This window comes from Youngiibacter multivorans (assembly GCF_017873395.1).
GTDB classification, from domain to species: Bacteria; Bacillota; Clostridia; order Clostridiales; family Clostridiaceae; genus Youngiibacter; species Youngiibacter multivorans.
Genome location: NZ_JAGGKC010000018.1, coordinates 30,474 through 53,690 on the forward strand (window position 1 = coordinate 30,474; position 23,217 = coordinate 53,690).

Below are 23,217 nucleotides of genomic sequence, written 5' to 3' on the forward strand. Positions count from 1 at the left end.
TCAGGCCTTGACATGTTCCTGGTTAACAGGAATCTTGCCCAGCAGCTTCTCTCCAAACTCTCTTCCCCAGACAAAGGCATCCTCAAGCTCTTTTTCACTTGCCTTGAACTTCATGCAGAGTCCAGGTCCGTGAATCTTCATCCTCAGTTCCTTGAGCCTTGATTCAATCCTTGGCACTGCTTCTCCGCTCCACCCGAATGAGCCAAAGGCTCCGGCTATCTTGCCGCCGTGGACGGTTGGGTTAAGGTGTGCCAAAAGGATCCTTACGGGCTCCAAAAGCTCTCCTACTATTGTGGGTGAACCGAAAAGCAAGCCATCGGAATCCCCGATGTCTGCAAGGATGTCCTTCATGTCATGGTGGATGATGTCATAGGAGGCGACATCGAAGTCTCCTGATGACCTGAGCCCTTCAACTACCTTGTCTCCGATTTCTTTAGTATATCCGTAGGCGGAAACGTAGCTGATCGTTACCTTCTTTTTTCTGCCTGTCCTGTCCTGTGGAGTCGCCCATTTTACATACTGGTTTATCACAGCCCAGGGGTCTCTCCTGAGTATGGGGCCGTGTCCTGTAAGCACTGTATCTATATCAAGTCCCTTGATCTTTTCATAGGCCTTAAGTATATGCTGCTTGTAAGGTCCAAATATGGTTTCGAAATAATACTTGAGTGACTCCTGGTATTTTGGCTCCTCTTCAGGAGTTATAAGATCATCGAACATTGGCTCGAAGCAGTAGTGCAGTCCGAAAGAATCACAGGTTACGAGCGATTTGTCCTCCTCAATGTAGGTATACATGGAATCCGGCCAGTGCAGGAAAGGCGCCATTATGAACTTAAGGGTCTTCCCGCCAAGCTCCAGAGTCTCGTTCTCCTTCACTATCCTGTGCCTGAACGGCTTGTTGACCATTTCCTTGAGGAATCCTATTGCTGCCTGAGATCCGAGAACCTCTGCGTTCGGGGACAGCTCAAGCATCTTGGAAACTGACCCTGAATGGTCAGGCTCAGTATGGCTTACTATTATGTAGTCTATTTTGGCAGGGTCGGTTCCGAGCTCCCTCAGCCTCTCAAGATATTCGTCAATAAACTGAAGCTTGACGGTCTCGAATACTGCTGTCTTTTCTGTTCCCTGCACCAGGAAGGAGTTGTAGCTTGTGCCGTATGGTGTATACATTATTATGTCGAATATGCGAAGGTTCGGGTCGAGGGCACCTACCCAGTGAATTCCCTTTTTTACTTCCAAGGATCTAAGCATTGTTTCATCCCTTTCTTATTGAGCCAATCAGGCTATTCTTAATCAAATTTCACACAATTATTATACATCAACAAAGTGAACTTTTTATGCAGGGAGACTTGAAATGAGCAGTTGTTTTCAGAACTTTTACAAACAAGAGTCCTTTGCAGCTCATGTGGTGCCCAAAGCAAGCCTCCATGGGTTATAATGGAAGGAAAGGACATCAGGGGGAAAGCTATGCAGGAACTATATACTAATCGACTTATACTCAGGGAATGGAAGCCCTCTGATGCAGTGGACATGTTTGAATACGCAAGGGATCCCGAGATCGGTCCGAATGCAGGCTGGGCACCTCACAAAGACATAGAGGAAAGCTGCAGGGTAATCGAAATGTTCAGGGAGAGCAGGGATGAGATATATGCTATGGTCCTTCGTGAGGATGGAAGGGTCATCGGCAGCATAGGGCTCCATGAAAGGTCGCCGTCAGAAGTGGTGCCATCTGGGAGATCGAGGGAGATTGGCTATGTGCTTACAAAGAAGCTGTGGGGAAAGGGATTGGTACCTGAGGCCTGCGCGAGGCTAATTGTCCACGCTTTTAAGGATATGGCGGTCGATGAGCTATGGTGCGGCCATTACAGCTTCAACGAAAGGTCGAGGTCTGTGGTTCTGAAGACGGGTTTCAGATACGTAGAGACTGTAAGGAAGACACTTGACCGGCTGGACGGTAGGGAAGTCGACCTTCTTGCATACAGGATTACAAGAGGGGACTTCGAAGAACTTCAGAAAGACCTTCTGGAGAGAGCAGGGATAATATTGTAATCAGTGAGGTGTTCAAATGATACTTGGAATGGGCTGCGACATAGTTGAAATTGACAGGATAGCTGGTGTATTCACTACAGAAAGAAAGCTTAACAGGATATTCACGGACTCTGAGATCGAGCTTGCAAATACAAGCAGTACCCTTGCAGGAAGGTTTGCCGCAAAGGAGGCTTTCCTTAAGGCCCTTGGGTCAGGCAAGGCAGGAGTTCCTTTGAAGGACATTGAGGTCTTGAGGGATATTTCTGGAAAGCCATTCATCAATGAAGAAAGGCTTAAGCAGGTCCTGGACAGGGTATTCGGGAAACCTGTGAGGATAAATGTGACGATTTCACACAGCAGGAAAGATGCAATGTCAGTAGTAATTATAGAAGGTGATTGAAATGAGGATCGCTGGGGTCGAAATGATGAGGGAAATTGACAGGATAGCGGTTGAGGAAATCGGGATACCGGCACCGGTTCTGATGGAAAACGCCGCACTTGCATGCATAAGGAACCTGGACCTTACAAAAGGCTATTTCGTGGTTGTCTGCGGAAGGGGAAACAACGGAGGTGATGGCTTCGCCATAGCCAGACACCTGTATTGCATGGACAAGGAGGTCGATGTCTTCTACATCAGTGAAGGAAGTGACTATAAGACTGAGACCAGGACCAACTTCAGGATACTCAAGAGGCTTGGCGTACCCATGATCCCGCTTTCCTCTGAAACCATGTGGTCGTTCAGGGAAGCTTTGAAGGATGCAGATGTTGTAATAGATTCTCTGGTTGGGACTGGTGTAGCCAAGCCGTTAAGGGACTTCCTCAGGCAAGTCATTCAGGAGATCAACATAAATTCAAAGTATGTGCTTTCAGTCGATGTTCCGTCTGGAATGAATGCGGATAATGGTGAAACCATGGGACAAGTGATTGATGCCGACATGACAGTGACCTTCCAGTGCATGAAGAGGGGATTTCTGAACTATGATGCCATGTCGAAGCTTGGCAGGGTGATCGTGGAGAACATCGGTATTCCAGGCCCTGTCGAGGCCAAGGCTGAAAAAGGCGAATTCCTGACAGACCATGCCTTAGCACGTTCACTGGTGCCTTTAAGGGATAAGACAGGTTTCAAGAGCAATTATGGAAAGGTCCTTGTTGTAGCCGGGTCTTCCGGTTTTACCGGGGCTGCGCTGATTTGCACTGAAGCTGCAATATCCACAGGGTCGGGACTGGTAACCCTTTGTTCCAGGGAAGAGGTATTCCAAAGCCTCGTTTTGAGGCTCAAGGAAGCCATGAGCATTCATCCGGATGACCTGGAGGATGGAACCGGAAGGGCAGATGTTGTGGTGTTCGGCCCAGGACTTGGAGCAGGCGATGTGACCTTCGATATGCTTCTGAGAGTTATAAAGTCCATGCAGGAGAATGGAGGCCGCTCGAAAACACTTCTTTTGGATGCTGACGGACTGAACGTATTGAAGGACAGGACGGAGATTCTAACTCATCTGGACTTCAATGTCATACTGACTCCGCATGTGGGTGAAATGTCCAGACTATGCGGCCTGAGCTCTGAGGTGATACAGAAGAATCGGATTGACACCGCAAGGAGCTTCGCGCAAGAGCACAAGTGCATTGTGGTCCTTAAGGGCTACAATACGGTGATTACCGACGGGAAAACGGCATATGTTAATCCTACAGGTTCATCAGCGATGGCCCAGGGAGGCATGGGCGACGCACTTGCCGGAATAATAGGGTCCCTTTGCGGACAGGGCCTTGAGCCACTTGAGGCAGCCATCCTCGGCACCTATCTCCATGGCTACATAGGTGACGAGCTTGCAGGGGAAAATTACATTGTGAAGGCTTCGGAGATTATAGAGGCGATTCCCGGCTGCATGAAGAGGCTTCAGGATTCGAAACGATGATGATTTCCACTAGGCGATGGGTTTGTGGTAATATGTAACGTGGAACTGAAGGATATAATTGAGGAATTGGTGATTTTATGTATGACATGATAAGGCCTTTGTGGGCTGAAATAGACCTGGACATACTCATGGAGAACATGAGGAATATAAGGAAACTGGTGGGTGACGTCAGGATCGTAACCGTGATCAAGGCGGATGGATACGGCCATGGTGCTCCTGAAATAGCACGCTGCATGCTGGAGGCAGGAGCTGACGAGATAGCTGTGGCAGTTGTGACTGAAGCCATGCAGCTAAGGGCCTGCGGGATAACCGCTCCTATTACGATACTTAGCTTCACTCCGCTCGATTTTGCTGAGGTCTCGATCAGAGAGGGCTTTGCCCTTGCCTGCTATAGCTTAAGCTATGCGGTGGAGATGGACAAGATAGCAGGAAGGCTTGGTATGAAGGCCAGGCTCAATATAATTTCCGATACAGGAATGGGAAGGCTTGGATTCCCCGTAAGCCCTGAAAGCGCTGATGAGGTCGCAAGGATTGCGAAGCTTGAGAATATCGAAATGTACAGTCTCCAGTCCCATTTCGCTTCATCTGATTCAGGTGACAAGACCTATGCCAATATGCAGCTTGACAGGTTCAAATCTTTCATGAAGTCAATGGATGACATGGGAGTTGCCTTCAAGTACACAGCAATGTCAAACAGCGCCGGAGTCATAGATATTCCGGAGGCAAGGTTCAACTGTGTGAGGCCGGGTATAATGCAGTATGGCTATTACCCTTCCGACGAGGTGGACAGGACAGTCATAGACGTGAGACCTGTCATGAGTCTAAAATCCATGGTTGTTCTGCTGAAGACAGTCCCTGCCGGAACATCCATAGGCTATGGAAGCACATTCACTGCTGAAAAAGACACGAAGGTCGCTACGATCCCTATTGGATACGCTGACGGCTATTTCAGGAGTCTCTCCAACAAGGGAGAGGTACTGATAGGAGGCAAGAGGTGCAAAGTGCTTGGAAGGGTCTGCATGGACCATATAATGGTGGATGCGACTGAATGCGAACATGTAAGGGAAGGCGACGAAGCGGTCATTATGGGATCCCAGGGCAAAGAATCGGTCTGGGCTGATGAAATCGCCCCAAAAGCCGGTACGATCTCATATGAGATAATCTGTGCTGTTGCGAAGAGAGTTCCGAGAGTGTATCTGAAAGACGGAAGGGAAGCATTCAGGACCGAGCATCTTGAATGCCTGCCAAAGGGAGCGCTGTGAAGAGGACGAAAGAGTATCTCCTGATAACCATTGGATCAATACTTGTGGCCTTTTCGGTGCAGGTCTTCTTCCTGCCCAATGGAATAGCACCGGGCGGCGTGTCCGGAATGGCTCTGGTGCTAAATCTGATTGTCCCGGGCATTTCTGTAAGCGTTCTGGTCATGGCACTGAATGCGGTTTTCTTCGGACTTGGATTCCTTGTCCTTGGCGGAGGCTTCGGAATGAAGACCCTTTATGCCAGCACACTTGTATCAGCAGCCATGTGGGTCATAGAGACATTTCTTTCCATTGGCCAGCCTACGGGCGACCTGATGCTCTCGACAGCAATGGGAATACTTCTCCTTGGAACCGGGATCGGGATAGTTTTCAACCAGGATGCATCCACCGGAGGCACTGACATTATAGCTAAGATAATATCAAAGTTCACCGGGATGACTCCTGGGAGCGCACTTGTCCTCATTGACCTGACGGTAGTGGTGATGATTGCGCTTAACTTCGGACTTGAGAGAGGACTATATGGAATACTCGGAGCAATACTGAACGGAGTTGTGATCAACAGGATTGTAGATGGGTTCAACTCAGCAAAGCAGGTTTTCGTAATAACAAGGGACAAGGAGAAGGTCAGGGGATTCATCGTGGGGAAGCTCGACAGGGGTGCCACAATATTCTCTGGTGAAGGTGCCTACACTGGTGCTGAGAGCCACATGATCTACTGTGTTCTGTCGACAAGGGAGTTCGTGGTCCTCAAGCAATTCCTGAGAGACCAGGTCCCGGATGCATTTGTAACTGTAGGAACGGCTGCAGAGGTCCTTGGAAAGGGCTTCTCATCGCCTAAGGTAATGGGAAATAGCGGGGAGGGAACGGCGTGAAGGATTTCAAGCTTAGGGATTTCATTCTGATAACCATAGGTATATTCCTTGTCGCATTCAGCCTTGAGTATTTCTACATACCGGCGAAGATAGCTGCAGGAGGAGTTACGGGAATAGCAATTATACTCAACAGCTTCATACCTGCCTTTCCTGTAGGGGCTATAATCCTTGTGCTTAACCTTATCCTCTTTGCCACTGCATTTCTGACAATCGGAGGAGGATTTGGTGCCAAGACTCTATACGCGTCCTTTGGCCTCTCTCTGACCATGTGGGCCATGGAAGCAGGTTTAAGGCCTCAGGCTCTTACAGACGACCTGTTCATAAACGCCGCTGTCGGTACGATAATTGTTGCCATAGGCATGGCCATGGTGTTCAACAGCGGAGCCTCAACAGGAGGAACGGACATACTTGCGAAGATTCTTAACAGGTACTTCCATCTTGACATAGGCAAGTCACTCCTTATCGTAGACTTCATTGTAGGACTGGGCGGTATCATGACCTTCGGAATAAGGATAGGACTTTACGCCATGCTCTGCATCATCATAAACGGTACATTAATTGACAGGCTGATCGATGGTCTCAATACCTCCAAGGAGCTGATGGTGATCAGCAGACATGAGGAGGAAATAATAAGGTTCATAATAAAGGAACTCGACAGGTCCTGCACTGTGCTTACCGGCTACGGCGGATATACCGGAGAAGGGACCTCGGTCCTGTATGTCGTCCTTAACTGGAGGGAATACATCAAGCTAAGGGAATACATAAAGGAAATGGATCCCCGTGCATTCATATCGGTCAACGACGTCCACGAAGTACTGGGAGAGGGGTTCAAGGACCTTAGATAACCATGCATTTTCTTTATATTATCTTCATAAGCTTATGCCATACTTAGAAATCGTGGAGGTTTAGGGGTTTTTCGCTTAAGGTAAACTAAAGCAATGAAGCTTAAACTTGTAGCGTCAAAGAGAAAATGTCGGAACAAAAACAGCATTGCCGGTTCCCTTTTATGGCTCACAAAGCCATATTAATGGCTCACAAAGCCATATTATGGCTCATAAAGCCATATTAATGGCTCACAAAGCCATTCAATGGGCTGCTAAAGCCGGTAACTGCATGCTACACAGATTTATTCATAGGAGTTGCAGATATGATTGAATTCAAAAACGTTACGAAGAAGTATGACAATAAGGTCACTGCTTTGGACGACATCAGCGTAAAGATAGAATCCGGAGAATTTGTCTTCCTTGTAGGAGCTTCGGGTGCAGGCAAGTCAACCTTCATCAAGATGCTGCTTAAGGAGGTCGAACCGACTACTGGAATTGTCAAGGTTGGAAACAAAGACCTTGCGGCCATAACAAAGAAGGACATTCCATACTACAGAAGAAAGATAGGCATGGTGTTCCAGGACTTCAGGCTCATAAGCACTTTGAATGTATTCGAGAATGTGGCCTTCGCGATGAGAGTCACCGATGCCACTCCGAAGGAGATCAGGCGAAGGGTTCCCATGGTGCTTGCTCTTGTAGGACTTTCAGACAAGGCAAGGAACTTCCCGACTGAGCTTTCAGGTGGAGAGCAGCAGAGGGTATCCCTTGCAAGGGCAATAGCAAACAATCCTTCCATACTCATAGCAGACGAGCCGACAGGAAACCTTGACCCTGATACAGCGAAGGAAATCATGTCGCTGCTGATGGACATTAACAAGGCAGGAACAACGGTCATCATGGCAACCCATGCCAGGGAGATAGTCGACGTGAGCAAGAAGAGAGTTATTTCTCTTGAGAAAGGCAGGATAAACAGAGACGAGCAAAAAGGAAGGTACAATATTCATGACGAAAATTAAGATGTTCCTTGGAGATGCGCTGAAGAGCCTTAAAAGGAACAGGACAATATCTGCAGCCAGTATGGCGACTGTTGCAGCAACCCTGTTCATATTCGGTGTCTTCATACTCGTCGCAATGACGATAAACTCGAGCGTCGCAACAGTGGAATCCAAGGTTGAGATCAAGGCGTACCTTCTGGATGAGGCAACTGAAGAAGAGAAGCAGGCTATACAGACTGCAATCGGGTCAGTCACTGGAATAAAGGAAATCAAGTACGAGACAAAGGAAGAGGCCTTCACTAAATTCAAGGAATCACTCGGCGAGAACAATGCGATTCTTGCGGGCTACTCAGAGGCTAACAATCCTCTGCCAAATTCCTTCGTGGTAAGCCTGGATACTCCGGAGGCGGCAGGACCTGTTGAGGATGCTGTCAAGGATCTTCCGGGAGTCCAGCAGGTAGGAAACGAGAGGGATACTGTCGAGATGATCATTGCTGTCGCAAGGACCATCAGGACTGTTGGAGTGGTGATCTTCGGCATACTTATAATCGTATCGCTGTTCCTTATAGGAAACACCATCAAGCTGACGGTATTCAGCAGAAGGCGTGAAATCGGGATAATGAAGTTTGTTGGTGCCACTGACTGGTTCATAAGGTGGCCATTCATCATCGAAGGCATAATCATGGGGACCGTTGGTGCGATATTTGCAGTAGCTGTACTATATTTCTCATACAAGGGAGCCTACACTCAAATAACCAAGGCATTCTTCTATGCAGGTCTCACTGCTCCGGGCTATGTCCTCAGCAACATGAGCTGGCAGTTCATCCTTGCAGGGATGGGAATTGGAGCCGCGGGAAGCTATATTTCCCTTAGAAGGTTCCTGGACGTATAAAACAAAGGGGTGGCTGGCATGTACTACAATCAAGATGACAGAGGTCAGGGCGGAAGGGGCGTAAAGTTCCTTGCTCTGCTTTTCGCTGCTATAGTTATAGCCGGAATATCATTCCTGGCAGGAACTCTTATGGGACCTCTCAAGGAAGAAGAGACTTCAGGACTCGAGGCGCAGTTCCCGGGTATCACTGATATACAGGATTTCGATAAGCTTTTCGAGGTCAGGGAGACGCTTTACCAGACCTATTACAAGGATATAGATGATGCTTTGCTCATCGAAGGCGCAATAAAGGGCATGGTGGATTCGCTTGGAGACCCTTATACTGTCTTCTTCAATGCTGAGGAGTACTCCGCATTCAACGAGGAGGGTACTGGCAACTATGTGGGAATCGGAATCATGGTCGGCGCGAAAGATGACAAGATAGTCGTCATAACCACCTTCGACGGCACACCGGCATACGAAGCAGGAATCCGGTCAGGAGATGTCATTGTAAAGGTTGAGGGCGTCGAATACAAGGGATCACAGATGGACCAGGCAGTTTCGATAATAAGAGGTGAAGCAGGTCAGGCTGTGAACCTCACTATAGAAAGGGAAGGCACACAGATGGACCTTTCCGTGGTCAGGGACCACATCAAGCTCGTGAACGTAGAGGCAGAGATGCTTGAAAGCGGCGTAGGACTTGTGACACTCCTTCAGTTCTCTGAAAACACATCAGCTGAATTCAAGGGCGCACTTGACAGCCTCAAGGCTCAGGGTGCGAAGGGCTTCATCGTTGACCTGAGAGGAAATCCCGGAGGATACCTTGATGAGTCAATAAAGATAGCATCTAATTTCATCAAGAAGGATGAGGATGTGGTCTACACATTAGACAAGTTCGGCCAGAAGAAGACCTATAAATCCTATGGCGGAGACTACCTGGGAGTTCCGCTGGTTGTCCTGATAGATGAGGGATCGGCATCAGCTTCAGAGGTAGTAGCAGGAGCCCTTAAGGATTACAGCGCAGCAACCTTTGTAGGACATAACAGCTTCGGAAAGGGAATAGTCCAGATGGTATACAACGTGGGCGAGGCTGAAGGCCTCAAGGTCACCGTGTCATCATACTATTCTCCAAAGGGTACCAACATACACGGAACGGGAATAATGCCGGATGTGGTGGTGGACCTTCCTGAAGGCTTCTCTGAAGGCGAGTACGACAGGCTGAAGGATACTCAGCTGCAGAAAGCACTGGAGATCCTGAAGGGAAAGCTTGGCAACTGAATAAGGAATTCATCAGGGGATGGCTTAGCCATCCCCTGGTTTGCCATTTTCTGCCAATTACTCGAAGCATGTGTCAATATGTGAACATATGTTTACATGGACCTTCCGATTGGAGTATAATCAAGGGTGAGGATATAAGGAAAGGAGACATAAGATGATGGAAGGGACCTTCAGGATAAAATCGAAGTACAAGCCTACAGGCGACCAGCCTGATGCCATAAATGCCCTGGTGGAATCAATTAACAGCGGCAATATGGCCCAGACACTTCTTGGAGTAACCGGCTCGGGAAAGACCTTCACAATGGCGAACGTCATCGAGAGGACCCAGAGGCCGGCTCTTGTGCTTGCACATAACAAGACCCTTGCAGCTCAGCTTTGCTCGGAGTTTCGGGAATTCTTCCCGGACAGTGCAGTCGAGTATTTCGTCTCCTACTACGACTACTACCAGCCGGAGGCATACGTGCCGCAGACAGATACCTTCATTGAGAAGGATTCATCCATAAATGACGAGATAGACAAACTCAGGCATTCAGCGACATCGGCGCTCTTCGAGAGAAGGGATGTCATTATTGTGGCATCCGTGTCCTGCATATACGGACTCGGAAATCCTGAGGAATACAGGGACCTGTCAATATCACTTCGCCCCGGTATGAACCGGGACAGGGACGACATTGTGAGGAAGCTCATTGAGATACAGTATGAGCGGAATGACATCGACTTTTCCAGAGGTACCTTCAGGGTAAGAGGGGATATACTGGATGTGGTCCCGGCATCTGAGACTGCAAAGGGCATAAGGGTTGAGTTTTTCGGTGACGAGATCGAGAGGATCAGGGAATTCGACGTCCTGACAGGCGAAATCATGGCTGACCTTTCCCATACCATAATTTTCCCGGCATCCCATTTCGCCACATCCTATGCCAAGGTTGAAAAGGCTATCGCCAGGATTGAGGCGGAGCTGGAGGAACGGCTTGAGGAACTTACCAGGGAGGATAAGCTGCTTGAGGCCCAGAGGCTCAGGCAGAGGACCAACTTTGACCTTGAGATGATAAGGGAAATGGGGTATTGTTCTGGAATCGAAAACTATTCGAGGATCCTTGACGGAAGGGATCCGGGAACACCGCCGAAGACCCTTATTGACTACTTCCCGAAGGATTTTCTCATGTTCATCGACGAAAGCCACGTTACTCTTCCTCAGCTGCGTGCCATGTACGCCGGAGACAGGTCGAGGAAACGGTCCCTCGTGGACTACGGATTCAGGCTTCCTTCAGCCTATGACAACAGACCGCTACGATTCGAGGAATTCGAGGAGAGGATAGGTCAGGTTGTCTTTGTGTCGGCAACGCCGTCAAAGTATGAGAAGGAGCACTCCACTGTTGTTGCTGAACAGATCATAAGGCCTACGGGGCTGATAGACCCTGAAATCATAATCAAGCCAACAAAGGGCCAGATAGATGATTTGTATGCAGAGATCCGTGAGACTGTGAAAAATGGCTTCAGGGTTCTGGTTACAACCCTAACCAAAAGGATGGCAGAAGACCTGACTAAATACTTCAAGAACCTGGGAGTAAAGATAACCTACATGCACTCCGATGTTGAAACGATGGAGAGGATGAGGATAATCAGGGACCTGAGGCTTGGTGAGACTGATGTGCTGGTAGGTATAAACCTTTTGAGGGAGGGTCTTGACCTGCCTGAGGTTGCGCTTGTCGCAATACTTGACGCCGACAAGGAAGGATTCCTGAGGTCTGAGACAAGCCTCATACAGACCATAGGAAGGGCTGCGAGGAACTCCGAATCCAGGGTCATAATGTATGCCGATGTGAGGACCGGATCAATGGACAGGGCGATCGGGGAGACCTACAGAAGGCGAAAGATCCAGATGGAGTTCAATGAGAAGAACGGAATAACACCTACGACTGTTGTGAAGGACATAAGGGACGTCATCGAGATAACCAGGATGGCTGACGAGATAGAGGAATTCAAGTCACTTGAGGATGCCGTGAAGTTCAATAAGGAAAATCTCGAGAAGACCATAAAGAAGCTGGAGCTGGACATGTACAAGGCCTCAAAGGAGCTCGAGTTCGAGAAGGCAGCTTACATCAGAGATGAGATAGGCAAGCTCAAGAAGGAGCTTATAAGGAACAAGAACTGATTGCAGGAGAATTAAAATTATGAAGAATATCACCATAAAAGGTGCAAAAGTAAATAACCTCAAGAACATTTCACTTGAGATCCCAAGGGACAAGCTGGTTGTATTCACCGGGCTTTCAGGTTCAGGTAAATCATCCCTGGCATTCGACACTCTTTACGCAGAGGGACAGAGAAGGTATGTCGAATCCCTGTCATCCTATGCAAGGCTTTTTCTGGGACAGATGAACAAGCCTGATGTGGAATCCATTGACGGATTGTCTCCGGCAATTTCGATAGACCAGAAGACAACATCGAAGAATCCAAGGTCGACCGTGGGTACCGTAACAGAGGTATACGACTATCTGAGGCTGCTTTATGCGAGGATTGGAGTACCACACTGCCCGGAGTGCGGCCGTGAGATTGCATCCCAGTCACTTGACCAGATGGTTGACAAGGTCATGGAGCTTCCTGAGAAGACCAGGATACAGGTCCTTGCGCCTCTTGTCCGGGGCAGGAAGGGCGAGCATGAGAAGGTCATCGAGACCATCAAGAAAGCAGGCTTCGTCAGAGCTAAGATCGACGGTGCAACCATCGACCTGTCCGAAGAGGACGTGGACCTTAAGAAGACCTACAAGCATGACATATCTGCAATCGTCGACAGGCTCGTAATAAGGGAGGACATCAGGTCAAGGCTCAGCGAGTCCATCGAGCAGGCGCTTAAGCTTGCAGAAGGGACCGTGGTTGTGGAGGTCATAGGCGGTGAGGAGATGATCTTCTCAGAAAAGTTCGCTTGCCCTGAACATAATATCGGAATTGAGGAGCTTGAGCCAAGGATGTTCTCCTTCAATGCACCCTTCGGAAAGTGCGGACACTGCGACGGCCTGGGGACACTGCTTGAGATCGATCCTGACCTGGTAATCCCTGACAGGACAAAGAGCATCATGGACGGTGCAATAGCTTCCTGGGGCAGCACAAGGCTTAAGGAAGACTCCTGGACCTACGGGATACTGCAGGCCCTGACAAAGAAATACAAATTCAGCCTTGATACTCCCATTAAGGACCTCCCGGATGACATTGTGGACATTATCCTATATGGAACCAGGGGCGAGAAGCTGAAGGTGCTGTACAACAAGCAGTATGCAAAAGGCGAATACTCCCATATTTATGAGGGTGAAGTCAATAATCTCAAGAGAAGGTATATGGAGACATCCTCCGACTACATGAAGGGCGAAGTAGAACAATACATGTCCAGCAATCCATGTCCGACCTGTCTAGGGGCAAGGCTCAAGAAGGAGGTTCTGGCTGTAACGGTAGGAGGGAAGAACATATATGACTTCACGAGGCTCAGCGTTGTGGATGAGCTTAAGTTCCTTGACAGCCTGAAGCTTTCTGAAAAGGAAGCGATAATCGGACAGCAGATAATGAGTGAAATCAGGTCGAGGCTCAGCTTTCTAGTCAATGTTGGCCTGGACTACCTGGACCTTGCAAGGAGCGCCGGAACCCTTTCTGGTGGAGAATCGCAGAGGATAAGGCTTGCTACCCAGATCGGCGCAAGTCTGACAGGAGTCCTATATATACTGGACGAGCCGAGCATCGGTCTCCACCAGAGGGACAACGACAAGCTTATTGATGCACTCAAGAGACTGAGGGACATCGGGAATTCCCTGATAGTGGTCGAGCATGACGAGGATACCATAAGGAATGCCGACTACATAGTGGATATCGGCCCACTTGCAGGAGAGCATGGTGGCGAGGTTGTTGCCAAGGGAACCCTTAACCAGATCATGAAGTCCAAAAGGAGCATTACCGCCAAATATCTCACTGGTGAACTGAAGATCGACGTTCCGGAGGTCAGGCGCAGTGGAGATGGAACATTCATAAGGGTAATAGGAGCTTCAGAAAACAACCTGAAGGATATCGATGTGGATTTCCCGCTGGGGAAATTCATAGCAGTCACTGGAGTATCAGGCTCTGGTAAGTCCACCCTGGTCAACGAAATACTGTTCAAGGCACTATACAAGATCGTAACGAGGGCAAGGGCAGTACCAGGAAAGTACAGGTCAATCGAGGGCTACGAGAACATAGACAAGATCATCGACATAGACCAGAGTCCCATAGGAAGGACACCAAGGTCCAATCCTGCAACCTATACGGGCATGTTCGACCTTATAAGGGACCTTTTCTCCCAGACCTCAGAATCGAAGGCCAGGGGCTACAAGCCCGGAAGGTTCTCATTCAACGTCAAGGGCGGAAGATGCGAAGCCTGCTCGGGCGACGGGATAATCAAGATCGAGATGCAGTTCCTGTCGGATGTCTACGTACCCTGCGAGATCTGCAAGAGCAAGAGGTACAACAGGGAGACCCTTGAAGTCAAATACAAGGGGAAGAGCATAGCTGATATACTTGATATGACGGTGGAGGAGGCCTACAGGTTCTTCGAGAACCTGCCAAGGATACACAGCAAGGTCCAGACCCTCATGGATGTGGGAATGGGCTACGTGAAGCTGGGGCAGCCGTCTACGCAGCTCTCAGGAGGAGAAGCGCAGAGGATAAAGCTGGCCTACGAGCTTTCGAGGAAGAGCACCGGAAGGACGCTTTACATACTGGATGAGCCGACTACCGGACTGCATACAGATGATGTCAAGAGACTTAACGAGATTCTCCAGAGGCTGGTGGATGTCGGCAATACCGTCATAGTCATAGAGCATAACCTTGACGTGATCAAGTGCGCGGACCACATAATCGACCTGGGACCTGAAGGCGGAGACAATGGAGGGACAATTGTGTTCCAGGGTACTCCGGAGGAGATTGCCGCATTTGATGGCTCCTACACTGGTAAATATCTCAGACCTTATCTTAAACTTTGACAAAGGATGCCCGGTACTTCCAAGGAAGACCGGGCATTGCAATAGATTGTAATATTTCAACATTTACTTCATGGTGCGGGTAGTGCCTGGTTACTGGTATAATCAAGTTAATTGAATATTAAGGAATTCATCCGCAATCTTCATCACTGCTTAATTATTTTGAAATATCATTCTATATAGAAAATACATATCAAGGGGGTGCCTCATGGACTTCGAAGCTCTGCTCAGCAGGATCTTCACTCTTATATTCATTGCAATAATATACTACATCATATTCAAGGCCCTTATTCTGATGGGAAAGGACATGAAGAAGAGGACGACCGGAGAAGAAGAGTATTCAGTGCTCGTAGTCGTGGATAGCGGCGAGAACAGGAACCTGAGGAAAGGGGCGGAGATACCTCTCAGAGGGGAAGTGACCTTCGGCCGGAAGAATGACAACACAGTTGTTCTCAGCGATCCGTATGTTTCCAGCCACCACATGAGATTCTTCAGGAATGAGGGGAGATACGTCGTGGAGGACATGGGTTCGACCAACGGGACGCTTCTCAATGGGGAAAAGCTCAAGATGAAGACCTATCTCAAGGACGGCGATGTCATAAGCATCGGCGGACTCTCACTGAAGACAAGCCTTTGAAGGGAGGTATCAGTTTGAATACAAAAGTGAAGCTGCTGCTTCCGACATTTGCCCTTACGATGGCGCTTTTCGCCAACATCGCCTTTCTGGGAGACCCGTTTGATGTGGGAGCCCTTATAATGGGCGGTGTTATGTGCGTGCTAATAGGCTATGCCCATATAGTGGTCAATAAGTTCTTTTCACATGGCGACAAGTTCATTGTGTCAATAGCATCGATATTGCCGGTTATCGGTATTGCAGTAATCTACAGGCTGGACCCGTCAACCGCAATCAGGCAGGTCCTGTGGTTCATAATCGGGATAAGCGCCTATATGGCCCTTGTTATCATCCTGCCGGACCTGAAGAGGTTCGCAAGCCTGAAATATGTGTATATGGTGCTCACTCTTGTGTTCATGGCCATGGCGACATTCATCGGAAAGGAGCTGTACGGGGCGAAAAACTGGGTTGACCTGGGATTCGTTTCTTTCCAGCCCTCTGAATTCGGTAAGATATTCTTTGTCTTCTATCTGGCTTCAAGCCTGAAGAACTACACTGACCTGAAGTCTCTTGTTGAGCCGGGTGTGGTAGTCGTGGTGTCTCTTGGCTTCATGATACTGCAGAAGGACCTGGGATCAGCCATGATCTTTTCGTTCATCGCGATTTCCATGCTCTATGTGGCAACCTCAAGGCTCAAGTATCTGTTTGGCGCTCTGGGTGCGGGTGCACTGGGGGCTGTGGCAAGCTGGGCGATCTTTTCGCACATCCAGAAAAGGGTGATGATATGGAGGGACCCATGGTCCTATGCCGCCAATGAGAGCTACCAGATCGTGCAGGGACTTTACGCAATATCATCAGGAGGTCTTTTTGGATCAGGACTTTACCAGGGATTCCCTGGATACATACCTGTAAACAAATCCGACTATATATTCGCGGTTATTGTCGAGGAGCTTGGGGTAGTGTTCGCCCTTGGGATAATGGTCCTTTATTTCATCCTGTTCTTCAGGAGCATAAGGGCTGCCCTTTCGGCGACTTCACCGTTCACGACTCTTCTTGCAGTAGGCTTTTCCGTGATGATCGCCATGCAGGTGATCGTAATCATCGGAGGCGTGTACAATATGATCCCGCTTACAGGGATAACCCTGCCGCTTGTAAGCTATGGCGGAACGTCCATGCTGACTGTATTCTTCTGTCTGGGCATCGTCCAGAAGATATCCGAGGAGGTTTGAAATGGGAGATGATACGAGGATAAGGGTCCTCAACAGGAACATAAGGCTTCTCTCATATACACTTCTTGCGCTGTTCCTTGGAGTGATGTCATACATGATATACTTCCAGGTATTCATGGCTGAGGAGATCGAGGCAAAGCAGGGAAATGTAAGATATCTGGCAAAGACCAACAAGGTCCTCAGGGGCAACATATATGACAGGGATGGGAATGTCCTGTCCTTCAGCGAAAGGCAGGAGGATGGAACACAGAAAAGGGTCTATTCCGGAGGAACACCATTCAGCCATCCTCTCGGCTACGCAAGCGCTCAATATGGTGTCGCTGAGCTTGAGAAGAGGATGCAGGAGCACCTCACGAACTACAGCTTCGACCTGACGCTTTCAGCCAAGGATTTCCTTGGGATGCTCAAGAATCCGGATTCTTATGTTGGAGAGGAGAAGTACGGGGACAATGTGGTGACTACCCTGGACAGCAAGCTCCAGCGTGCGGCATTCGACAGCCTGGGCTCCCAATACGGGGTGGTTGTAGCAATGGACCCGTCCACTGGGGAGATACTCGCAATGGTATCGACCCCTACCTACAATCCGTCGAAGATTGACACTGACTACGAATCATACAGGAACGACACCGACGGGGTTATGGTTAATTTTGCAAATGTCGGACTTTACCCTCCAGGCTCCTCCTTCAAGGTGGTGACATTAGCATCAGCGCTTCAGAATATGGGGAATGCCCTGGGCAGGACCTTCGAGGACAAGGGAAAGATAGAATTTGCAGACGGGACGGTTCTTCCGAACCTGAACAACAGGGCATATGGAACAATAGGACTTGAGGAAGCTCTGGTTGTATCTTCCAACGTTGTTTTCGGAACTGTAGCCATGGAGATAGGGAACGCTGCACTCAGGAAGACTGCGGAGTCATTCGGATTCAACGAGAGGTTTTCCTTCCACGACATCAATCTTGAAGCATCAAAGTTCCCTGAGCTTTCCAAGAGCCAGGGGGGAGAAATAGCACAGACGGGAATTGGCCAGGGTGAGGTTCTCGCGTCGCCGCTTCTTATGGCTATGATTACTTCAGCCATAGCAAACGACGGGGTAATGATGCAGCCAAGGCTTGTATCAGCAGTAACCTCTCACGACGGCAGCATCAGGGGTGCATTCGATGCAAAGGCCCTAAAGACGCCGATATCCAAAGAAGATTCAGACACCATAGCCGCATTCATGAAGGAAGTGGTGGACCAGTCGTCCTCAGCTAACCTCAAGAACCTTGAAAAGCTCTCAGCAGCAGGGAAGACAGGCTCTGCGCAATACTCAGAGCTGGTATACGAGGAGATTGTTACTGGAGTGCACTCCTGGTTCATAGGCTTTGCACCTTACGAGGACCCGAAGATTGCTATTGCAGTAATAGTAAGGGGTGGAGGCTCAGGTGCAGGTGCTGCTGCGGAAGTGGCAGAGGATGTCATAAGCGCTTACCTTGGAAAATAAACTGGAGGTATCTTGATTGTTCGACCTTGAATATCAGCTGAGCATACTCCCCGATAATCCGGGAGTATACATCATGAAGAACTATCTTGGGGAGATAATATATGTTGGAAAGGCCAAAAACCTTAAAAAAAGGGTGAGGTCTTATTTCATCAACTCCAAAAACCAGAATGACAAGACAAGGATCATGGTATCCAAGATAAAAGAGTTCGAGTTCATAATCACGGATAATGAGATGGAAGCTCTGATCCTGGAGATGAACTTCATCAAGAAGCACAGCCCGAGGTACAACGTCAGACTGAAGGACGACAAGCACTATCCCTTCATCAAGATAACGATAAACGAGGACTTTCCAAGGGTCTATATAACAAGGACGTATGCAAAGGACGGAAACAAATACTATGGTCCCTACACTGATGCAGGTGCCGTCCATGAGACGCTGGAGGCCATTAAGAAGATATACCCCATAAGGACCTGCAAGAGGGTCATAACTGTTGAAGGCGAAAGGACGAAGCCCTGCCTCAACTATCATCTCGGACTCTGCAAGGCGCCCTGTGCGGGCTATATCACGAAGGAAGAGTACTCACTCATGGTGGAGGACATCATGAACCTCCTTGAAGGCAGGGATGTCAAGATCAAAAGGTCACTGAAGGAAGAAATGGAGAAGGCCGCTGAAGCACTTGAATTTGAACGAGCCGCATTCATACGGGACAAGATATACTCTATAGAGAAGACAATCGAGAAACAGAAGGTATTCTCGAAGAGCGATGAGGACGAGGACTATATAGGCATCTACAGGGAAGGTGACGATGTATCAGTGCAGGTATTCAGCGTTAGGGACGGAAAGCTAACTGGCCGTGAGCACCACATGATAGAGGATACTGTCCATGTGGATGATTCGGAGATCCTGGCCGGCTTCATAAAGAGCTATTATGGAGGTACCGCCTTCGTTCCGAAGAAGATATACCTTAAGGCAGACCCGGGCGATGAAATCGTGTCCCAATGGCTTAACTTAAGGCGTGGAAGCAAGGTAAGCCTGATTGTCCCTTCGAGGGGAGAGAAGCTGAAGATGCTGAATCTTTCTGCAAGCAATGCGAAGATGAGCTTTGAGCAGTTCAGGGACAAGCTTATGAGGGAGAAGGAGGAGAACAGCCTTGCCCTTATGCAGCTGTCATCCCTGCTAGAATTGGACGACGTTCCCATGAGGATCGAAGCCTTTGACATATCAAACATCCAGGGAGTCGACTCTGTAGGAACCATGGTGGTGTTCGAAGGTGGAAAGCCCAAGAGCAGCGACTACAGAAGATTCAGGATAAAGACGGTGAAGGGAGCCAACGACTACGATTCCATGCGGGAGATCCTTGTAAGGCGCTTCAGGAGAGGCCTTGATGAGGTGAGGGAGATCCAGGAGCAGAAGCTCGAGTATGCAGGAGGAAAGTTTTCGGTTTTTCCGGACCTTGTAGTCATGGATGGCGGTAAGGGTCAGGTAAACATTGCACTTGATGTGCTGAAGTCATTGGACATTGAGCTTCCGGTAATCGGACTGGTCAAGGACCACAGGCACAGGACAAGGGGAGTAATATATAACGACTGCGAATATTCTATGCTCAGCATGCGTGAGTCACTCATGATGCTGACAAGGATACAGGACGAGGTGCACAGGTTCGCAATAACCTATCACAGGACATTGAGGGACAAGAGGACTCTCCATTCCATCCTTGACGATATCCCCAAGATAGGGGAGAAGAGGAGGAAGAACCTGATGATGGCCTTCGGATCCATTGAGAACATCAGGAGGGCATCCATCGAGGAGCTGATGAAGACCCCTTCAATAGACAGGGCCGCTGCAGAGAGCATCCATATGTACTTCCACGGCAGGAACGGAAAAGAAGAATCCGGCAGAGAGACGGATGAGATTTAAAAGGCGGGTTGTATGGAATAGTGTCAATCCTTAATTATTTTGTCAATAATCAGTCAATCCAAAGTGCTATGATAAGGTAAAGATGGAGGCGAATAGGATGAAGACTAAACAGATCCCATTGATTTCTGCAATGATTGCTTCTTTAATTATTTCAGGTGCCTGTGCCAAGACTCCTGAAGTAAATCCGACAGGCAGTATAAAGCCAACGCAGACAGAGTCAACGACAAGTCCTACGGAAACCAGGCCTTCAGTGACCGAAACCACTGTTGAGACAAAGAACCTTGACGGTGATACTTTGATGAAGGAAGGAAGCCTCTTCAAGATGGCTGATATAGATGGAGACGGATTTGATGAGAAGGTAGTCCTTGATCCGGTGAAGACAGGCAGCCCATCGGTTTATACAAGCTTTACGATCAGAGTGGGGGACTCGTCCATCGAAGCACATTACGAGGATTTCGAACCTGATTTTTCAATCGTCGATATAGATGATTCTGATGAGTTTATGGAGATTGCAGTCAGCTCATACGGACCAAGCAGCGACCTTAATACCGCATTCTATCATTATGATGGCAAAGACCTGAAATTCATGGGTGAAATACAGGGCTTCTACGGAATGACTGAGTGGGGCGAAGGCGAGCTGAAAATAGATGGTTCAGGAAAGATCAGGACACTTGTGAAGACATACTTCATCCAGACCTGGTTCCATGAGGAGGAGTATCTGCTAAAAGGTGACCTGTCCTTTGAGAAGGTCGGGAAAGACCTCTACACCATGAACACCGATGTGGTTCTTCTGGGCGACCTCACTCTCTACAAGGAGCGTGGCGGAGCGGAGCCTGGTATCGCCTTGAAAAAGGGAGACGAGGTCCTGTTGAAGGATACTGATGACAAGGAGTGGTGCTCAGTCGTCACAAAGAGCGGAGAAACAGGGTGGATTGCAGTGGATGAGGACTACAAGGTCAGAGGCACTTCGTATTATACATACGATTTGTTTGAAGGTCTGACTATTGCAGACTGACAAGTTCTGGGCTAAAATCTTAATTATCCACAGGTTTTAGAAATATTTGTTTATTATTTACCATTGTTTGTGTATAATTCTAAGTTGTAGTATTTTAATCAGGAGCTGACAAATGAACAATTATCCTTTGGCTTTGAAAAAGCTGGAAGAAATCCTAGATAAGAATGAAATATTGGTCGATGAGCCTATGAGGAATCACACTTACTTCGAGATAGGCGGGACTGCGGACATCATTGCGATCCCGAATACCATTGAGAAGCTTATCAGCGTTATTAAGCTGATGAAGGAAGAGGAGGTACCTCTTTTTCTGATTGGCAACGGATCCAACCTTCTCGTAAAGGATGGGGGCATCAGAGGCTGCGTACTCAAGACAGAAGCCATAAAAAAGATATCCTGTGACGGCGAAAGGTTAACTGCAGAATGCGGTGCTCTCCTAAAGGATATTTCTGATGCGGCACTTGATGCATCTCTTGGCGGCTTCGAATTCGCATGCGGAATACCAGGAACCCTTGGCGGTGCGGTGTTCATGAATGCCGGAGCATACGACGGAGAAATGTCGTTTGTCCTTGAAAGCGCAAGGGTCCTTACCAGGGATCTTGAGGTTGTGACCCTTAAGAACGGCGACCTGGAGATGGGATACAGGACATCTGCAGTGAAGGAGAACGGATATGTTGTCCTTGAAGCAGTTCTGAAGCTTGTGACCGGAGACAGGGAAGCCATAAAGGCAAAGATTGACGACCTCACTGAGAGAAGGAACGAAAGGCAGCCTCTGGAGTACCCTTCAGCAGGAAGCACCTTCAAGAGACCGCCTGGCTATTATGCAGGCAAGCTTATCCAGGATGCCGGACTCAAGGGCTATCAGATAGGTGGAGCTCAGGTCTCCGAGAAGCATTCAGGCTTTGTCATCAATAAGGACCATGCATCTGCCAAGGATGTCATAGACCTCATAAACCACATAAAGAAGACAGTGGACTCCAAGTTCGGAGTTGAGCTCAATACCGAGATACTTATAGTCGGAGAAGAGCTGAGGGATATTTCGTAGAATCCAGCCGCCATGATTTTCATGGCGGTTTTTGATTGCATAAATACAGTTTAGAGGTAGAATATTTGAAAGACACTTAGGTGGTGATTGCTGGTATGATAAGGAAAATGGAAGAGGCTGACTACGACGATGCCTTCAGGCTATGGAGTGGAACAAACGGGATGGGGCTTAGGAGCCTTGATGATTCAAGGGAGGGAATAGGAAGATTCCTTACAAAGAATCCTGATACTTGTTTCGTTTCTGAAGACCATGAGAAGCTTACTGGCACAATCCTGTGCGGACACGATGGAAGAAGAGGATACATATACCATCTGGCTGTTGAAGATGAACACAGGGGAGAAGGTATAGGCAGGGCACTGGTTGAAGCGGCGGAGAATGCGCTGATAAAAGAAGGAATAAACAAGTCAGCACTTGTTGTGTTCAGGGCGAATATCTCGGGCAACAGATTCTGGGAGAGAATGGGCTATCTTGAGAGAGAAGACTTGGTATACAGAAACAGAAGCCTCAAAGAAGACAATGAGTAGAGGTTCCCAATAACATGGTAATTATTTTGATGTTGCTTTATGTTTATTTTGCAATGAAATATTAGATTCTCCAGATATAGAATTCTGATTCAGGATTGCATAGAATCTTCTAAGAAGTGATAAGAAAGTAACACAGGTAGAACTCTATGCAAAGCTGAATACTACAACTTCCGTTGTATCAAGGATTGAAAGCGGAAACCAGAATGTGTCGGTCGATATGGTAGAGAAAATTGCTGAAGCATTAGGCAAGACAGTTGAGTTTTTGTTCAAGTGAAAAATCATTTGAGTTGCTAATTTATCAGTGTCATATATGATTTGGTCTGCAATTTTATAAATCCAGGTGCGATTATGAATTAAAATCTGAA

Annotated in this window: 19 protein-coding genes and 1 pseudogene; 19 read left to right on the forward strand and 1 reads right to left on the reverse strand. The window is 48.3% G+C overall.

All coding sequences use genetic code 11. The features are described from left to right. Complete coding sequence (locus tag J2Z34_RS10830) at window positions 1–1,236, reverse strand: FprA family A-type flavoprotein (protein WP_245250621.1); 1,236 nt, start codon at window positions 1,234–1,236, stop codon at window positions 1–3. A gap of 228 nt (window positions 1,237–1,464) precedes the next feature. On the opposite strand from J2Z34_RS10830, the gene J2Z34_RS10835 reads away from it, so the two are divergent. The 19 genes and pseudogenes from J2Z34_RS10835 to J2Z34_RS17960 all read left to right on the forward strand — a co-directional run. Then, entirely contained in the window at window positions 1,465–2,046 is a 582-nt protein-coding gene (locus J2Z34_RS10835; protein ID WP_209459886.1) for a GNAT family N-acetyltransferase, read from the forward strand. Window positions 2,047–2,062: 16 nt separating this feature from the next. Then, entirely contained in the window at window positions 2,063–2,425 is a 363-nt protein-coding gene (acpS, locus tag J2Z34_RS10840; protein ID WP_209459887.1) for a holo-ACP synthase, read from the forward strand. Window position 2,426: 1 nt separating this feature from the next. Next, window positions 2,427–3,938: an NAD(P)H-hydrate dehydratase gene (locus tag J2Z34_RS10845; RefSeq protein WP_209459888.1), complete on the forward strand. Its 1,512-nt coding sequence runs from the start codon at window positions 2,427–2,429 to the stop codon at window positions 3,936–3,938. Window positions 3,939–4,015: 77 nt separating this feature from the next. Continuing rightward, the gene (gene alr, locus J2Z34_RS10850; RefSeq protein WP_209459889.1) at window positions 4,016–5,200 is read left to right on the forward strand and encodes an alanine racemase; all 1,185 of its coding nucleotides are present in this window, start codon (window positions 4,016–4,018) and stop codon (window positions 5,198–5,200) included. After that, window positions 5,197–6,069, forward strand: coding sequence for a YitT family protein (locus J2Z34_RS10855; protein WP_209459890.1), 873 nt, complete (start codon window positions 5,197–5,199; stop codon window positions 6,067–6,069). The genes alr and J2Z34_RS10855 overlap by 4 nt, the downstream gene beginning before the upstream one ends. Beyond that, window positions 6,066–6,914 (forward strand): YitT family protein, encoded by an 849-nt coding sequence (locus J2Z34_RS10860; protein ID WP_209459891.1) that lies wholly within the window; start codon window positions 6,066–6,068, stop codon window positions 6,912–6,914. The genes J2Z34_RS10855 and J2Z34_RS10860 overlap by 4 nt, the downstream gene beginning before the upstream one ends. A gap of 302 nt (window positions 6,915–7,216) precedes the next feature. Continuing rightward, window positions 7,217–7,909 carry a cell division ATP-binding protein FtsE gene (gene ftsE / locus J2Z34_RS10865; RefSeq protein ID WP_209459892.1) on the forward strand — a complete coding sequence of 231 codons (693 nt, stop codon included), beginning with the start codon at window positions 7,217–7,219 and terminating at the stop codon, window positions 7,907–7,909. Then, the gene (gene ftsX, locus J2Z34_RS10870) at window positions 7,896–8,780 is read left to right on the forward strand and encodes a permease-like cell division protein FtsX (protein ID WP_245250623.1); all 885 of its coding nucleotides are present in this window, start codon (window positions 7,896–7,898) and stop codon (window positions 8,778–8,780) included. The genes ftsE and ftsX overlap by 14 nt, the downstream gene beginning before the upstream one ends. An 18-nt stretch (window positions 8,781–8,798) precedes the next feature. Further along, window positions 8,799–10,037, forward strand: a complete 1,239-nt coding sequence (locus J2Z34_RS10875; RefSeq protein WP_245250624.1) for a S41 family peptidase — start codon at window positions 8,799–8,801, stop codon at window positions 10,035–10,037. 157 nt (window positions 10,038–10,194) lie between these two features. Then, the gene (gene uvrB / locus J2Z34_RS10880; protein WP_209459926.1) at window positions 10,195–12,189 is read left to right on the forward strand and encodes an excinuclease ABC subunit UvrB; all 1,995 of its coding nucleotides are present in this window, start codon (window positions 10,195–10,197) and stop codon (window positions 12,187–12,189) included. A gap of 19 nt (window positions 12,190–12,208) precedes the next feature. Continuing rightward, entirely contained in the window at window positions 12,209–15,034 is a 2,826-nt protein-coding gene (gene uvrA / locus J2Z34_RS10885; protein WP_209459893.1) for an excinuclease ABC subunit UvrA, read from the forward strand. Window positions 15,035–15,239: 205 nt separating this feature from the next. Next, window positions 15,240–15,668 (forward strand): FHA domain-containing protein, encoded by a 429-nt coding sequence (locus J2Z34_RS10890; protein WP_209459894.1) that lies wholly within the window; start codon window positions 15,240–15,242, stop codon window positions 15,666–15,668. Window positions 15,669–15,682: 14 nt separating this feature from the next. After that, the gene (locus J2Z34_RS10895; protein ID WP_245250625.1) at window positions 15,683–16,873 is read left to right on the forward strand and encodes an FtsW/RodA/SpoVE family cell cycle protein; all 1,191 of its coding nucleotides are present in this window, start codon (window positions 15,683–15,685) and stop codon (window positions 16,871–16,873) included. 1 nt (window position 16,874) lies between these two features. Then, entirely contained in the window at window positions 16,875–18,353 is a 1,479-nt protein-coding gene (locus tag J2Z34_RS10900) for a peptidoglycan D,D-transpeptidase FtsI family protein (RefSeq protein WP_209459895.1), read from the forward strand. Between the two features lie 16 nt (window positions 18,354–18,369). Beyond that, the gene (uvrC, locus tag J2Z34_RS10905) at window positions 18,370–20,271 is read left to right on the forward strand and encodes an excinuclease ABC subunit UvrC (RefSeq protein WP_209459896.1); all 1,902 of its coding nucleotides are present in this window, start codon (window positions 18,370–18,372) and stop codon (window positions 20,269–20,271) included. A gap of 97 nt (window positions 20,272–20,368) precedes the next feature. Beyond that, a complete protein-coding gene (locus J2Z34_RS10910; RefSeq protein WP_209459897.1) occupies window positions 20,369–21,286 on the forward strand; it encodes an SH3 domain-containing protein in 918 nt (305 codons plus the stop codon). Window positions 21,287–21,398: 112 nt separating this feature from the next. Then, the gene (gene murB, locus J2Z34_RS10915; protein WP_209459898.1) at window positions 21,399–22,328 is read left to right on the forward strand and encodes a UDP-N-acetylmuramate dehydrogenase; all 930 of its coding nucleotides are present in this window, start codon (window positions 21,399–21,401) and stop codon (window positions 22,326–22,328) included. 95 nt (window positions 22,329–22,423) lie between these two features. Next, on the forward strand, window positions 22,424–22,852 hold the full coding sequence (locus tag J2Z34_RS10920; RefSeq protein ID WP_209459899.1) for a GNAT family N-acetyltransferase: 429 nt from the start codon (window positions 22,424–22,426) through the stop codon (window positions 22,850–22,852). Between the two features lie 121 nt (window positions 22,853–22,973). Further along, window positions 22,974–23,126 (forward strand): annotated as a pseudogene (locus J2Z34_RS17960) (helix-turn-helix domain-containing protein); the annotation flags it as partial. Between the last annotated feature and the right edge of the window lie 91 nt (window positions 23,127–23,217).

Bases quoted from the DNA above. Each gene is read 5' to 3' on its own strand.
- J2Z34_RS10845 (WP_209459888.1), top strand. From the start codon at position 2,427: ATGAGGATCGCTGGGGTCGAAATGATGAGGGAAATTGACAGGATAGCG.
- ftsE (WP_209459892.1), top strand. From the start codon at position 7,217: ATGATTGAATTCAAAAACGTTACGAAGAAGTATGACAATAAGGTCACT.
- murB (WP_209459898.1), top strand. From the start codon at position 21,399: ATGAACAATTATCCTTTGGCTTTGAAAAAGCTGGAAGAAATCCTAGAT.
- acpS (WP_209459887.1), top strand. From the start codon at position 2,063: ATGATACTTGGAATGGGCTGCGACATAGTTGAAATTGACAGGATAGCT.
- uvrA (WP_209459893.1), top strand. From the start codon at position 12,209: ATGAAGAATATCACCATAAAAGGTGCAAAAGTAAATAACCTCAAGAAC.
- alr (WP_209459889.1), top strand. From the start codon at position 4,016: ATGTATGACATGATAAGGCCTTTGTGGGCTGAAATAGACCTGGACATA.
- uvrB (WP_209459926.1), top strand. From the start codon at position 10,195: ATGGAAGGGACCTTCAGGATAAAATCGAAGTACAAGCCTACAGGCGAC.
- J2Z34_RS10835 (WP_209459886.1), top strand. From the start codon at position 1,465: ATGCAGGAACTATATACTAATCGACTTATACTCAGGGAATGGAAGCCC.
- J2Z34_RS10890 (WP_209459894.1), top strand. From the start codon at position 15,240: ATGGACTTCGAAGCTCTGCTCAGCAGGATCTTCACTCTTATATTCATT.
- J2Z34_RS10920 (WP_209459899.1), top strand. From the start codon at position 22,424: ATGATAAGGAAAATGGAAGAGGCTGACTACGACGATGCCTTCAGGCTA.
- J2Z34_RS10900 (WP_209459895.1), top strand. From the start codon at position 16,875: ATGGGAGATGATACGAGGATAAGGGTCCTCAACAGGAACATAAGGCTT.
- J2Z34_RS10875 (WP_245250624.1), top strand. From the start codon at position 8,799: ATGTACTACAATCAAGATGACAGAGGTCAGGGCGGAAGGGGCGTAAAG.
- ftsX (WP_245250623.1), top strand. From the start codon at position 7,896: ATGACGAAAATTAAGATGTTCCTTGGAGATGCGCTGAAGAGCCTTAAA.
- J2Z34_RS10910 (WP_209459897.1), top strand. From the start codon at position 20,369: ATGAAGACTAAACAGATCCCATTGATTTCTGCAATGATTGCTTCTTTA.